We start from the raw sequence: 13,148 nt of genomic DNA, 5'->3' as shown, positions 1-13,148 counted from the left end.
TAATGTTAACGTTACTAACAGATGAAATAGTATTATAGAACGATTATAGTTTTTTAATATCAATAATGTTTATCCAGCTATCAGGAAGGCTGGTATTAGGGCAGGGGATATAAAAACTTGGTGTAAATCCACAATTTTCCTTAGCTAAATGAAAGTTTACTAGTACTTTATCATTTTGTATCAAATTAGCAGTTTTCTCGGAGTTACATACGGCGTAGTTCTTATCTAGAACACTTAAATAAGTGCCGTTGCAAACTTTAATTACAGTAGCGTTGGTATAGCTATCCTTTTTGCAGGAAAAAGAAACTATTAAGCATAATAAAAGTATCAGTAATGATAAGTTTTTCATCAAACTACTTTCTGGAGTTACCGTTAAAATTAAACTTCAAATTTAATCCTGCCGAACTGATCCTTAGGTTTTTATCACCCATGGTGCTTAGGGAAGGTCTATAGTAAGGTTCGAAAATCAATACGTTTTTTCCTAAGTTTTGATTAATCCCAATAGCGATGATCGCACTATTAGCAAAGTCGAAACCCGACAAGCTGCTTTGTTCAGTTTGTTGCTGAGTTTGAGCCTCACCATTCCTATAGCCAAAATTACTTAAGCTGTAGTTGTAGGTGTATTTTTGGGAAAGATAAGTGCTAGAATTAATACCAGTAGAGATATAAAAGTCCTGTTTCTTAGAAGGGAAGAACTTCACTACCATTGGTAAATCTATACTTAACAACCTACCATTAAAACTTACGTCGTTGGTAGCCGTAGCAGAATAAGCCATGCCAGTAATTGGTGCTGCATTTAAAGCATTGTCTTTAGATGCAAACATTGCTTGCGAAATTTCAGTTGGTACGCTGTTTTCGTAACTGATCTTATTTTGGCTAATTCCTGCCCCAAAGCTTAGTACCACATTTTTTGCAACTTTCACGTTGGCATTTAATCCTAAACCGGCACTTAACTTTGCTTCATTATCGTTATGGTAGTTGAAAAAAGTTCCCGTAAATACATCGAAAGTAGTTTTAGAAACGCTGTTTTTCTTAACGTCCTTCGTATGATCGTTAGCGGCTAAAATTTTGCTTTGTTCAGTCAAAAACTCTTCTGTTGTCAATTTGGTAGCTTTGTTTTCTGTGCTAGGTTTGGTATCCTTTTCTAGCGCTATAACATTATTTTCAATCGGTTTTCTTACACCTTGGTCAGCGTTTGTTTGTGCAGAAGCAATTATAGTGTTGTTATCAATTACGGTATTAGTGTTTAACTGACCTTGCATCACACCATTACCTAGGTTTTCAACTTTGTCTTTAACCCCAGTAACTGGCTTTTGCTGACCTGCATTTAATTGTTCTGTTGGTATTATTCCCCGGCTATTCTTAACATCCTGAAGGCTTTTTCTTAAATCCTTACTTTCAGTAGGAGAAATCTTCTCTGTGTTTTCTGTAGTTGTGGTTGGATTTATTGTATTGGCAATATTAGTTTCCACTTTAAAATCATCGGCTTTGCCATTATTAAAAGAAGTATCTTTCTGAGAAGTATTTGCTCTTAAAATCACTTTATCTCGATCAAATCCTTTATTGAAATACAAGCCTACTACCACCAATAAAGTTGCAGCAATACCTGTTAACCACCAAATTGGTATTTTTCTAGTTTCCTTTTCAGGGAATTTTTTGCGTAGCTCGTTCCAGCCCTGCTCGCTCAAACCATCATTATAGTCGTCGAAAACAGTATTTATTCGCTGTACTAGTTCTTCTTCACTCTGTTTCATATCTACTTTGTGTATATGGAGTGGGTGGTTAATAATTGTTGTAAAGCCTGTTTTGCCCTAGTTAAGTAAGTTCTAGATGAACTTTCTGGGATGTTTAACATACTTCCTATCTCTTTGTGCGAGTAGCCGTCAATTTCGTATAAGTTGAAAACCGTTCGCTGCATTTCATTTAACTGTTTCATTAATGATAAAATATCTTGAGCGTTAAGTTTATCTATAGCAGAAGTGTGCGTAGTTTGAGGAACTGTATCCGTTAGTTCAATAGCTTCGCTAAATCGCATCGATTTCCGTTTATAATCTAGCGAAGTGTTTACCAGTATCTTTCTGAACCAAGGTTTAAAGTCGTTATTTTCATTAAAGCTGTTAATTGATTTAAATACCTTTATGAAACTATCGTTGGCTGCTTCCAAAGCATCATCTCTGTTGCCCAAATAACGAATGCAAATACCCAAAGCGTAGCCATAGAACTGCTTGTAGAGCAATTCCTGTTGGCGTAAATCGCCTTTTTTACAAGAAGCAATGAGCTCAATAAGGCTCTGGTTGTCTGGCATTCGTTATCTTCTTAAATCAATAACGTTATAAAATATTGGTTTCAGTCGCTCTCTGCATATATGTCTATACGCTTATCATGTATCAAACGCTACAAAGATTTTAAAATTAACCTATTCTTTTTTATTTACTTAAATTTGCGCTTTCAATAAAAAATCAAAGCGTGTCGTTAGAGCAGTTAAAATTAAGTAAGCCATTGGTTTCGGCCATGAGTGCATTGGGATGTTTATCACCAAAAGAAGTACAGTTAAGAACCATGTCTAGAATTTTGGGTGGGCAAGATGTAATTGCCATTGGCCCAGAGGGATGTGGTAAAACGACGACTTATGTGGTAGCTACATTAATGCGCTTAAAAACTGGCGGTGGTGATGCGCCAAGAGCTTTGATTTTAGTACCAACCAAAGAGAAAGTATTAGAAGTTTTAGAGAGTTTTAGACTGCTAAACAGAAATGATACTTTTAGAATTGTAGGCATTCATGCCGATGATCCAATTGATACACAAGTTGAAGATTTAACTGATGGGGTAGATATTGTGGTTGCAATTCCATCGAGGGCAAGAGCTATTTATTTGAAATTGGGTTTAAACACCAATAAAATCCAAATGATGGTGGTTGACGATGCTGCCGATATGGTGAAGCAAGGCTTACAGCTACCTATTAATGAGTTAGCTCGAAGTATTCAAAAGTGTCAGCATTTGGTGTTTACAGAAGTGATGCATGATAAGCTGAACCACATGATTGAAGGTTTTATGTTTATGCCGGCTACAATTGAAGTAGATGAGCTGTCTGAAACTATTGTAGAAACGCAACATCAACTTAATTATCATCTACCTAATTTTCGTACAAAACTAAACTTACTAAACTTGCTTTTAAGTGATGTTGAAGTTTTTGACAAGGTTGTAGTTTTTGTAAATACCCGTTTAACAGCACAAACACTTTCTAGAGATTTATTTGATGGCAAAGCCGATGATATTTTTGTATATAAGCCTTTGTTTTTTGATGAAGCAGGTTTCGAAAGTCTAGAAGCTTTCAAAATTAATGATAAAGCTAGGGTATTGATTGTTGCCAATGAGAATTTTGAGGAAGAACATTTAAGTAATGTTCCATTTGTATTCCATTTTGAATTGCCAGAAGATAAAATGCTTTACATCAACCGGGTTATTAAAACGGAGGAGGTAGATTTTGTTGCGTTAAACTTTATCACAGATTTGGAACTTCCGCAACTAAAGAAAATTGAACAAGCTATTGGACAAAAAATTGAAGAAGCTGAGTTACCTGAAGATTTGTTAATTGAGGATTTAAACAAGGCCACCAAACAAAAAAACAAACGAGCAAAAGAGTTAGAGCGTGAGCAGGCCGAAGAGGAAGCGTTTAGAAATGCAGCTTTTCAGCCAAAAAAAGATAGCAATGCTAAAACTACTAATTATAGAAGCGGCGAAAAAGCAAAAATGAACAAGCAGAAGAAACACGGGTAGATATAGCTCGCAGCGACGTAGGTTCTTAATTACCTATCCAACAATTGTTCTAAAAGTTAGGTTTATTCTAGGCTTAGCAACCAGTTTAGTAGGAGGTAGACGATGCAGCCAATGCGTTTGCGTTTCGTCTTTCATAATGAGTAAACTGCCATGAGCTAATTGTAGTGAAATAGTAGTTTTATCCACTTTGTGTTTGAAGGCAAATTTCCGCTCTGCGCCAAAACTTAAGGAAGCGATTGCGCCATTTTTCTTCAAATCTTTTTCTCCATCACTGTGCCAAGCCATACCTTCATCGCCGTTATGGTACAAATTCAGCAAACAAGAGTTAAAAGTTTCTCCAGAAAGCTCTTCAACTTTTTGTTTAAGGGCTAGAAGTTCGACAGTCCAAGGCAGCGCAGTTTTAGTGATGTTAGAGTAAGTATATTGAAACTGCTTTTCTCCATACCAGGCGACTTTTCGTTTGGTAATAATCAGCTTTCCGAATATTACAGCTTGATCGTTTTCCCAAGCAATATCTCTTAACAGGTTTTCGTAGTAAAAATCTGCATCAGCTTTGCTGAAAACCTTGCCGTAGTAATTTACAGTTCCATCTTTTGGAAGTAAGTTCGTAGAAGCATTACACATATTCTCAAACAGATCCATCTTTATGTGCTATATATTTTCGTTGACAAAAGCCTGTTCCCAGCCAATAATTGCAGTTTTACGAGTGTTGCCCCACATGTAACCACCAAATGTTCCACTGCTTTGTATCACCCTGTGACAAGGAATTAGAAAAGCAATTGGGTTGCTGCCAATGGCCGTTCCTACAGCTCTAGATGCACTCGGATTGCCTATCTCATTCGCTAATTTTCCGTAGGTAGAAAGTTTTCCCATTGGGATTTTTAACAGCGCCTCCCAAACCTTCAATTGAAAATCTGTTCCTTTTAGATGCAGTTTAACATCTTTTAATTTCGACCAATCACTTTGAAAAATTGATACTGCATTCTGTTGTAAATCATCCGATTTTTCTAAATATTTTGCGCTAGGAAATTTTGCTTTTAATAGTTGCAAGGCAATTGTTTCATCCTCATAAAATGCCATGTAACAAACTCCTTTTTCTGTAGAGGCTGTTAATAAAGAGCCAAATTGATTGTCAGAAAATCGATAATTGATTGTTAATTCACTGCCGCCATTTTTGTATTCTGCAGGTGTCATCCCCTCAATATTGACAAACAAATCATGCAATCTGCTAGTGCCCGAAAGCCCGGTTTCAAAAGCAACATCAAACAGATTAGCTTGCTCGGCTTGCAGTAATTTTTTGGCATAATTTACACTCACATACTGCAAAAACTTCTTAGGACTTGTGCCTGCCCATTCAGTAAATAAGCGCTGGAAATGAAACGGACTTAAGTTTACCTTTTCTGCCACCTCATCTAAATTAGGTTGGTTTTTAAAGTTAGTTTTAATATAATCTATCGCCTTGGCAATTCTATCGTAATTCAACTCCTCTTGCGTGTTCATAAGCTTTTAAAATTAAACAAATATCCGTTAAGCCTAGCGATTAAAAAATCCGAAACTTGCTTTTATTTATAACCACATAGACATATAGTTATTTCTATATGTCTATGTGGTTTCATTTTAAAATTTTAGTTGAAATAAATCATTAATTTCGATGAAATATGAAAGAACAGCTTGTAGAAGACATCAAAACCACTTTATCTAAAAGCAAAGTAGAACTATTGGCTCAAATTGCGGCTAAACAAACCAATGCGGTAAAAGATATTATAGATTTAACTTTTCATACAGAGGAGAAGATTGCCTTTAGAGCAGCGTGGATTTTGGAGAATATGTATGTGAATAATCCTGCTGGTTTTGTGCCATTTACAACTTATTTCCTCGAAAGGTTTTCTGTACAGGATAATCTATCTGCTCGCAGGCACTATGGAAAAATTCTTGCACTCATCACTAAAAAGACGGCACCATCGGAAATTAAAACGATTTTAGAAACTTACGATACAGATCCACTGGTTGAAACTACTTTTGCTTGGCTAATTGACGATAAAGTACCAGTTGCAATCAAATCACATTGTTTAAATATTCTTGCTAACTTTTGCCAAAAACATCCTTGGATTAAGGACGAACTAACACAAACCATGGATTACTTGGTAGATAAGGAAAGTGTGGCATTCTTTGGCAAGGTAAAACAGATTAGGAAACAGTTAAAAAAGGTTAATTGTTGAAATTGTTTAACTGATGAACTGGCAGAAACCAATAGCGTATAACTTGGATTTACAGTTAATCGTTTATGTACGCTGTATCATCTACTAATCTTCCACGTACTCCAAAATATCGCCAGGTTGGCAATCTAAAGCTTTGCAAATAGCCTCTAACGTGCAAAAACGGATAGCTTTTGCCTTTCCTGTTTTCAAAATGGAGAGGTTAGATAGGGTTAAATCTACCCTCTGTGAAAGTTCATTTAACGACATCTTGCGCTTGGCCATCATCACATCTAAATTTACTACTATCGGCATAATTATATCGTTAACTCGTTCTCTGACTGAAGTTCCAATCCTCGCTTAAAAATCTGTGCAATAATAAAGATTATTCCAGCTAAAAACAGAAACTGGTCACCATCGCTAAAATATCCTGATAATTTGGTTAGTTTAAATCCTTCCTCAATTAAATGTTCGTAATACGATTTTGCACAAACTTGGAGTATGCCTATAACCAATGCAAGGTGACTAATTCTCTCAATCCATTTACAAATTTGCACATTAAACGGCTGTTTTAGGTTAATTGACATTGAAATGAGGACAGTTAAATAAGCAATGTATGCTTTCAATCCAGAACTTATCACTAATACCAAACCAATATTTAAATAGGTAAACAAACCCAAATCAGTTAGTTCACTTAAATTGAGCTGTTGTGGCATTTTCTGTGCCACAACCGTGCTTACAAATAATGACATTAGAAACGAAATCAAGATAATTCCTGTTTTGATGCAAAGGCCAATAAATACAATCCAAAACAAAACATTCATAATTGATAGGATTGGAGCTGATATTCTATTTTCCATAATTTAAATTCATTTATCAATATTAATAAATATTTATTGATAAACAATAAATTTATTTTGTTTTAAATTAAATATTTGTGATGCATCAATTAAATTAAGTTCCAATTTTACAAGTACACAACATTAAAACAATACTTAAAGCTTACATTTGGGGTATGAGTACGAAAGCAGAAATCCTATCAGAAATTATTAGAAGCAGAAGAAGTATTTTCCCTGAAAGTTATACGCAAGAAGAAATTCCGACGACTATTATTGAAGAAATTTTAGAAAGTGCAAACTATGCACCTACGCACAAACTCACACAGCCTTGGCGTTTTACAGTCATCAGAAAGGAAGCAAAAGCAAAGTTAGGTGCTGAATTAGGTGATATTTACAAAAGGGTTATTTCTGCGGAGAAGTTTTTGCAGAAAAAGTACGATAGTTTTGCTCAGAAAACCTCACAAGCTGATGTGATTATTGCAATCTGTATCCAGTTCCACGAAGATAAAGTGCCAAATTGGGAAGAGATTGCTGCGGTTGGATGTGCGGTACAAAATATGGCTTTAACTGCTGAGGTCTTAAACATTGGTGCTTATTGGAGCTCACCTCCTTTGATTGATCATTTGGGAGATTTCTTAGGTTTGACCGAAAACGAGAAATGCTATGGTTTGTTCTACATGGGCTACCATAATGCGGAACCAAGAGAGGCTAAACGTACGCCGATGAGTGAGAAGGTAAAGTGGATGGACAGTTAACAGTTGGCAGTTTGCAGTTAACTTTCGAACTTCTGCTCAAATCAAAAAACATTGCAACCTTCCAACATTACAACCTTCCAACATTACAACTTTCCAACAACAATTAACCAATCAACCAAAATTTGAAAGATCAACTATATCAGCTTTGCTTAGATTTTATCGAAAAGCGAATTGCTACAGCTACAGAAGCGTTGCTACAAGCGCAAGAAGCTAGTAATGACGATACCAAAAGTAGTGCTGGCGATAAGTTTGAAACTGGCCGCGAAATGGCTCAGCAAGATATTAACCGAAACAAACAATTACTGGCCGATGCGCAGCAGCAAAAGGCAGTGCTGTTATCACTTGCCCATGTAAACGAAACTACAAAAGTGCGCAGTGGCAGCTTGGTGAGTACCAACAATGGCAGTTTCTACATTAGTATCAGTGCTGGTCAATTGCAATTAGAAGGAAAGACTTACTTTGCTATTTCTGCGGCTTCTCCAATTGGTAAATTACTAATAGGAAAAGAAGCAGGCGAAAAATTCGATTTTAATGGTAAGAATTATCAAATAGAAAACATTACTTAAAACTCTTTTTTATACTGTGCAGTAAATTTCTAGCGGTATAATTTCCTGGGTCGATAATTCTTCTGATCGTATAAAGCGGATAGTTTTTGTCTCTTTTAGTAGATAAAATAAATGCTGCTTTAAAACCATGTTCTTTCAGTTTGGGTAGTAAACTTGCTTTGTAAATACCGTATGGGTAAGTGAAATACGCTACCTTTTTTCCTGTAATTCTTTCTAGTTTTTCGGTAGGTTCGTCAATCTGAGTTTTCCAATCTTCCTCAGTAAATTTTGCGAAGTTTTTATGGTCGTAAGTATGGCTTGCAATCACATTTCCCTCATCGGCTAGCTCTTTAATTTGCGCAGCATTCATGTAGTGAATTCTACCTTTTTTGCCAATAGCAACCGTCATAATAAAATAAACACCTTTGAAACCATATTGCTTTAAAGTTGGATAGGCAACTGTAAATTGGTCTAAGTCGGTATCATCAAAGGTGAACATAATTGGTTTTTCTGGTAGTGCTTTGCCGTAAACTAAATAATCGTACAACTGATCTGGCAGGATAGAGTTGTAACCACTATCTGCCAACATTTTCACATGTTCCTTAAATTTTGAAGGAGAAATAATATCGTCTTTTGCTCTTTTTCCATCATTAGCCGTCCATTCTCTAATTTGATGGTAACACAAAACAGGTACTTCTTTTCTAGCAAGAATTGTTGCTGCATCAGCAGGCTTTATTTCATCGCTAGTGTTAGCTTGTACTTTTGAAGTTGTATCTGCGATAGAGGTATGCTTATTATCTCCAGAGGTAGACTGGCAAGCAAAAAATAAAAAGGGGCATAAAAATGCCCCAATTAAAAATCTTTTCATGTGTTAGAGCGCTTTAGAAGCTTTTTACAATATTGTTGTGCAATGTTTTTGGGCTCCAAAATCCACTAGCAATAATTCTTCTTACACACATTAATGGATCGTTTTCGTCACGTTTATCTGCTAAAGCAAAAGCCATTTTAAAGCCTCTTTTTTTCAATTCAGGAAAACCTTCTTTGTTCCACAAACCGAACGGGTAAGCAAAGTATTCCATTTTTTTGCCAGTAATTTCTTCTAATTTCTTAGTTGGCTTATCTAACTGCTCTTCCCAATCTTTTCCTGTGTATTTTTTAAAATTTTTGTGATCATAAGTGTGGCTGCCAATCGTATTGCCTTCGTCAGAAAGTTGCTTAATTTGATCTGCGCTCATATAGTTTACAAACTTGCCTTGCTTACCAATAGAAACCGTCATGATAAAATAAGCAGCTTTATAGCCATATTTCTTTAAGGTTGGATTTACCACCGTAAACTGATCTAAAACCGTATCATCAAAAGTTAACATGATCGGTTTTTTAGGCAGTGGTTTGCCCTCGTTTAAGTAAGCATAAAGCTGATCTGGTAAAATGGTATTGTAACCACTATCAGATAGCATCTTTATTTGGTCTTTAAAGTTCTGGATTTCTACAGTGTAATCTTTACCCATCTGTCCGTCGGTTGATCTCCAATTACGTACCTGATGGTAACATAAGATAGGAACCTGCGGCCTTGCTAAAATGGTTTTGGCATCAGCTACCTTAATATTTTTGGTATCAATTGGCGCAGCCTGATTTTCAGCTTGCTCAGTATTAACAGCTGCGGTTGTGCTATCTGCAGCATCAGCAGTTTGACTAGTTTGCGATTTGGATTGGCAACCAGCAGTAAAAATAACTGCAGAAGCGATAATAGGTAAGAAAAATTTCTTCATAATTACTTTATAGAAAAGCAAAACTAAGCAATAAGATGATATGTGATACGGGTGTTGAAAATTAATTGCTACATACACATTTATCCTGTAAATATTATGCTTAGAACTAGTAGAGCAATTTAATGCTAATCACTTCCGATAGTCCCGCTTTCTCTGCAGCCAATTAAAAATTGGCTTCCTTTCAATCGGGTCTATTTAACAAAAAACATTGCTGTACATTATCTCACACGTTACAAAAAGGTGCCTGTTTGCTATTTTTTGGCGGATGCTTTTAGAAGGCGCAATATTGCAAAACAGTTTGTATTTTAAACCCGACATACGTGAATGCCCAATTTTACAATCGTAAAATTGGCAGCAACATTGGCGGGACTAGCCCAGTATAGTAGTACCGAGTTGCTTTTCTAAAAAATAAATATCAGAACTAAATAATTTAAAAAAGGATAATCAAACTCACTTAATTATTACATATAAAACGTTAAGCCTAATCCTTTTTTCATTTAAATTAGCTCATTCAAAAATCAACTAACTGTTTTATATAATTTAAATGAAAAAACTTTACTTTTTTTCGCTGTTAGGCTTGTTTTCGGCTTTGCTTGCAAATGCACAAACTAAAACAATTACCACTACAGAAACGGTTCAATTGCCGCAAAAAGCCAATTACCAACAAGCTGCAAGGTTTTCGCCAAGTAAACTGCGTAAAATGATTTACTCAACTTCGGTAGATCCGCATTGGTTAAAACAAAGCAACCGTTTTTGGTACGAATATGAAACACCTAACGGAAAGAACTGGTATATTGTAGATCCGTCTGCAAGAAGTAAGAAAGTAATCTTTGATCCGGCGAAGTTAGCTGCCGAGATTACCCTGATTATTCGTGATCCTTTTGATGGACAGCATTTGCCCATCGAAAACCTAAAGTTTAGCGAAGACGAAAAAAACATCACCTTCGAAATTAAAAGTACCATTGAAGAGGTAAAACCTGATAGAAAAGACAAAAAAGCTGCAGATTCGATGCAGAAGAAAATCTTTAAATTTCAGTATGAGCTAGCTGGCGGAAAGCTAACGGAAATGAAGGACTTCAAAAGAGCAAAACCAAAACCAAACTGGGGAGCTGTAGCGCCAGATTCATCTGCCATTATCTTTACCCGTAATTACAATTTGTTTTGGATGGACAAAGCTAATTACCAAAAGGCTTTAAAAAACGAAGAAGATAGCACTATTGTAGAGCATCAGTTAACAAAAGAAGGTGTAAAATACTACTCTTTCGGTAGCGATGGTGATAGAGAAAACAACGAAGAAGTAATCAAAAACGACAAAAAGCGTAGAAGAGCTTTTGTGCTATGGTCGCCAGACTCTAAACATTTTACCATTCAACGTTCTGATAGCAGAAAGGTGAAAGATCTTTGGGTAATTAACAGTGTTGCGCAAGGCAGACCAACTTTAGAAACCTATAAATATCAAATGCCAGGCGAAACAGAAGCCCCAAAAGATGAAATTTGGTTGTTCAATTTTGCTGCTAAAACTAGCAAGAAGCTAAACACGGCTGCATTTAAAGATCAAAGCTTAAATGTATACAGTAAACCTGCACTTGCTGCCGATAGAGATAACGAGTTTCGCCCTGCGGTTTGGTTAGGCGATAATGGCAAATTCTATATGGGCCGCACCAGCCGCGATTTAAAACGTATTGATGTTTGCGTAGTTGATGTAGCTAACGGCACCATCAAACCTGTAGTTGAAGAACGTTTCAATACTTATGTTGAAGTACAGCGCCCAGGCTTGGTAAACGGAGGTAAAGAATTAATTCACTGGAGCGAACGCGATGGTTGGGGACATTTCTACTTATTTGACGAAAACGGAAAGTTGAAAAACCAGATTACTAAAGGTTCTTTCCACTGCGAAGACATCGTAAATATCGATGAAAAAGCAAGGGTACTTTACTTCACCGCCAACGGTAGAGAAGCTAAAGAAGATCCATATTATTATCACTTATACCGTGTAAACTTCGATGGTTCTGGCTTGAAATTGTTAAACGCAGGTGATTTTGATCACTCGGCAAGCATGAACGACGCTGGTCGTTTCTTCGTAAACAACTACTCTAGGGTAAATACGGTGCCAAAATCTACACTTTACGATAACAATGGTAACAAAGTGATGGAGCTAGAAACTGCAGATTTATCATTGCTAATGGCTTCGGGCTATAAATTCCCAGAACCTTTCAAAGTTAAGGCCGATGATGGTGTAACCGATTTGTATGGCGTAATGTACAAGCCATTCAATTTTGATGCAACCAAAAAATATCCAGTAATCGAGTATGTATATCCAGGGCCGCAAACAGAAGCTGTAAATAAATCTTTTGGCCGCAGTATGGATAGAACAGATCGTTTGGCGCAATTGGGCTATGTGGTAGTAACTGTTGGAAACAGAGGTGGTCACCCAGCTCGTTCTAAATGGTACCACACTTATGGTTATGGTAACTTACGTGATTACGGTTTGGCCGATAAAAAAGCGACGATCGAGCAATTGGCAGACAAATACAGCTACATCGATATCGACAAAGTGGGTATCACCGGCCACTCTGGTGGTGGTTTCATGTCAACGGCGGCAATGTTGGTGTATCCAGATTTCTTCAAAGTTGCCGTTTCTAATGCTGGTAACCACGATAACGCCATTTATAACCGTTGGTGGAGCGAAAAACACCACGGCGTAAAAGAAACCGTTTCGTTAAAAGGCGATACTTCTTTCAAATACTCGATTGACAAAAACCCTGATTTGGCGAAAAACCTAAAAGGTCATTTGTTGTTGATGCATGGCGATATCGATAACAACGTACACCCTGCGGGAAGTATTCGCGTAGCAAACGCTTTAATCAAAGCTGGTAAACGTTTCGATTTTATTCTGGTTCCTGGGCAGCGCCACGGTTTTGGCGACATGACCGAGTATATGTTCTGGCGTTTAGCCGACTATTTCAACAATCATTTACTGGGAGATTTTTCACAATCAACCAATGTGAATATGACCGAAATGGATAGGGAAGTAGAGCGAAAGAATTAACGATAAATAAATAATTACAAATCCCCAATGGTGTAAAACTGTTGGGGATTTTTGTTTTAAAGGTTTTAGAAGCACAAAGCTTCTACTACTATTTTCCGAAAGTCCCGCTTTGCGCTTCAATCTTTTTGTGCTCTATTGCCGTCATTTCGAACGTAGAGAGAAATCTCAAAGTTAAATGCGTAGTAACAATAAGTAATAACAAAAAGTATTTACGCTGTA

Annotated in this window: 14 protein-coding genes; 5 read left to right on the top strand and 9 right to left on the bottom strand. The window is 36.6% G+C overall.

Going from position 1 to position 13,148, the window contains the following annotated elements:
- Nucleotides 1-43: 43 nt before the first annotated feature.
- From AC23ME_RS06725 to AC23ME_RS06715, 3 genes are read right to left on the bottom strand one after another with little or no spacing between them, the layout of a single operon-like run.
- A complete protein-coding gene (locus tag AC23ME_RS06725) occupies nucleotides 44-349 on the bottom strand; it encodes a hypothetical protein (RefSeq protein ID WP_487726989.1) in 306 nt (101 codons plus the stop codon).
- A gap of 4 nt (nucleotides 350-353) precedes the next feature.
- Complete coding sequence (locus tag AC23ME_RS06720) at nucleotides 354-1,754, bottom strand: hypothetical protein (protein ID WP_487726988.1); 1,401 nt, start codon at nucleotides 1,752-1,754, stop codon at nucleotides 354-356.
- A 2-nt stretch (nucleotides 1,755-1,756) separates the two neighbouring features.
- Nucleotides 1,757-2,305, bottom strand: coding sequence for an RNA polymerase sigma factor (locus AC23ME_RS06715; protein WP_487726987.1), 549 nt, complete (start codon nucleotides 2,303-2,305; stop codon nucleotides 1,757-1,759).
- Between the two features lie 161 nt (nucleotides 2,306-2,466).
- On the opposite strand from AC23ME_RS06715, the gene AC23ME_RS06710 reads away from it, so the two are divergent.
- Complete coding sequence (locus AC23ME_RS06710) at nucleotides 2,467-3,777, top strand: DEAD/DEAH box helicase (protein WP_487726986.1); 1,311 nt, start codon at nucleotides 2,467-2,469, stop codon at nucleotides 3,775-3,777.
- Nucleotides 3,778-3,810: 33 nt separating this feature from the next.
- On the opposite strand, the gene AC23ME_RS06705 is transcribed toward AC23ME_RS06710, so the two are convergent.
- The gene (locus tag AC23ME_RS06705; RefSeq protein ID WP_487726985.1) at nucleotides 3,811-4,419 is read right to left on the bottom strand and encodes an alpha-ketoglutarate-dependent dioxygenase AlkB family protein; all 609 of its coding nucleotides are present in this window, start codon (nucleotides 4,417-4,419) and stop codon (nucleotides 3,811-3,813) included.
- A 9-nt stretch (nucleotides 4,420-4,428) separates the two neighbouring features.
- Nucleotides 4,429-5,277, bottom strand: coding sequence for a bifunctional helix-turn-helix domain-containing protein/methylated-DNA--[protein]-cysteine S-methyltransferase (locus AC23ME_RS06700; RefSeq protein ID WP_487726984.1), 849 nt, complete (start codon nucleotides 5,275-5,277; stop codon nucleotides 4,429-4,431).
- A 158-nt stretch (nucleotides 5,278-5,435) separates the two neighbouring features.
- On the opposite strand from AC23ME_RS06700, the gene AC23ME_RS06695 reads away from it, so the two are divergent.
- Nucleotides 5,436-5,996: a hypothetical protein gene (locus AC23ME_RS06695; protein WP_487726983.1), complete on the top strand. Its 561-nt coding sequence runs from the start codon at nucleotides 5,436-5,438 to the stop codon at nucleotides 5,994-5,996.
- Between the two features lie 84 nt (nucleotides 5,997-6,080).
- Here AC23ME_RS06695 and AC23ME_RS06690 read toward each other — a convergent pair whose 3' ends face one another.
- Both AC23ME_RS06690 and AC23ME_RS06685 read right to left on the bottom strand, forming a co-directional pair.
- Nucleotides 6,081-6,287: a helix-turn-helix domain-containing protein gene (locus AC23ME_RS06690; protein ID WP_487726982.1), complete on the bottom strand. Its 207-nt coding sequence runs from the start codon at nucleotides 6,285-6,287 to the stop codon at nucleotides 6,081-6,083.
- A gap of 2 nt (nucleotides 6,288-6,289) precedes the next feature.
- Nucleotides 6,290-6,832 (bottom strand): DUF2975 domain-containing protein, encoded by a 543-nt coding sequence (locus AC23ME_RS06685; RefSeq protein ID WP_487726981.1) that lies wholly within the window; start codon nucleotides 6,830-6,832, stop codon nucleotides 6,290-6,292.
- 155 nt (nucleotides 6,833-6,987) lie between these two features.
- Between AC23ME_RS06685 and AC23ME_RS06680 the strand changes: the two genes are divergently transcribed.
- Nucleotides 6,988-7,566: a nitroreductase family protein gene (locus tag AC23ME_RS06680; protein WP_487726980.1), complete on the top strand. Its 579-nt coding sequence runs from the start codon at nucleotides 6,988-6,990 to the stop codon at nucleotides 7,564-7,566.
- A gap of 122 nt (nucleotides 7,567-7,688) precedes the next feature.
- Nucleotides 7,689-8,132, top strand: coding sequence for a 3-oxoacyl-ACP synthase (locus AC23ME_RS06675; RefSeq protein WP_487726979.1), 444 nt, complete (start codon nucleotides 7,689-7,691; stop codon nucleotides 8,130-8,132).
- Here AC23ME_RS06675 and AC23ME_RS06670 read toward each other — a convergent pair.
- A complete protein-coding gene (locus AC23ME_RS06670; protein ID WP_487726978.1) occupies nucleotides 8,125-8,979 on the bottom strand; it encodes a polysaccharide deacetylase family protein in 855 nt (284 codons plus the stop codon). The two genes, AC23ME_RS06675 and AC23ME_RS06670, sit on opposite strands and share 8 nt — an antisense overlap.
- Before the next feature lie 13 nt (nucleotides 8,980-8,992).
- Nucleotides 8,993-9,880 carry a polysaccharide deacetylase family protein gene (locus AC23ME_RS06665; RefSeq protein WP_487726977.1) on the bottom strand — a complete coding sequence of 296 codons (888 nt, stop codon included), beginning with the start codon at nucleotides 9,878-9,880 and terminating at the stop codon, nucleotides 8,993-8,995.
- A gap of 544 nt (nucleotides 9,881-10,424) precedes the next feature.
- Here AC23ME_RS06665 and AC23ME_RS06660 point away from each other — a divergent pair.
- Nucleotides 10,425-12,929 (top strand): S9 family peptidase, encoded by a 2,505-nt coding sequence (locus AC23ME_RS06660; RefSeq protein WP_487726976.1) that lies wholly within the window; start codon nucleotides 10,425-10,427, stop codon nucleotides 12,927-12,929.
- The last annotated feature ends 219 nt before the right edge of the window (nucleotides 12,930-13,148 follow it).

Source organism: Pedobacter sp. T50_32, from assembly GCF_057652195.1.
The sequence above is the reverse complement of the archived record's forward strand: the minus strand, read 5'-3'. Positions and strand labels throughout refer to the sequence as shown.

Excerpts from the sequence above, each read along its gene's own strand:
- AC23ME_RS06670 (WP_487726978.1), bottom strand. The coding sequence starts at position 8,979 with ATGAAAAGATTTTTAATTGGGGCATTTTTATGCCCCTTTTTATTTTTT.
- AC23ME_RS06700 (WP_487726984.1), bottom strand. The coding sequence starts at position 5,277 with ATGAACACGCAAGAGGAGTTGAATTACGATAGAATTGCCAAGGCGATA.
- AC23ME_RS06690 (WP_487726982.1), bottom strand. The coding sequence starts at position 6,287 with ATGCCGATAGTAGTAAATTTAGATGTGATGATGGCCAAGCGCAAGATG.
- AC23ME_RS06685 (WP_487726981.1), bottom strand. The coding sequence starts at position 6,832 with ATGGAAAATAGAATATCAGCTCCAATCCTATCAATTATGAATGTTTTG.
- AC23ME_RS06725 (WP_487726989.1), bottom strand. The coding sequence starts at position 349 with ATGAAAAACTTATCATTACTGATACTTTTATTATGCTTAATAGTTTCT.
- AC23ME_RS06680 (WP_487726980.1), top strand. The coding sequence starts at position 6,988 with ATGAGTACGAAAGCAGAAATCCTATCAGAAATTATTAGAAGCAGAAGA.
- AC23ME_RS06715 (WP_487726987.1), bottom strand. The coding sequence starts at position 2,305 with ATGCCAGACAACCAGAGCCTTATTGAGCTCATTGCTTCTTGTAAAAAA.
- AC23ME_RS06720 (WP_487726988.1), bottom strand. The coding sequence starts at position 1,754 with ATGAAACAGAGTGAAGAAGAACTAGTACAGCGAATAAATACTGTTTTC.
- AC23ME_RS06695 (WP_487726983.1), top strand. The coding sequence starts at position 5,436 with ATGAAAGAACAGCTTGTAGAAGACATCAAAACCACTTTATCTAAAAGC.
- AC23ME_RS06705 (WP_487726985.1), bottom strand. The coding sequence starts at position 4,419 with ATGGATCTGTTTGAGAATATGTGTAATGCTTCTACGAACTTACTTCCA.
- AC23ME_RS06665 (WP_487726977.1), bottom strand. The coding sequence starts at position 9,880 with ATGAAGAAATTTTTCTTACCTATTATCGCTTCTGCAGTTATTTTTACT.
- AC23ME_RS06660 (WP_487726976.1), top strand. The coding sequence starts at position 10,425 with ATGAAAAAACTTTACTTTTTTTCGCTGTTAGGCTTGTTTTCGGCTTTG.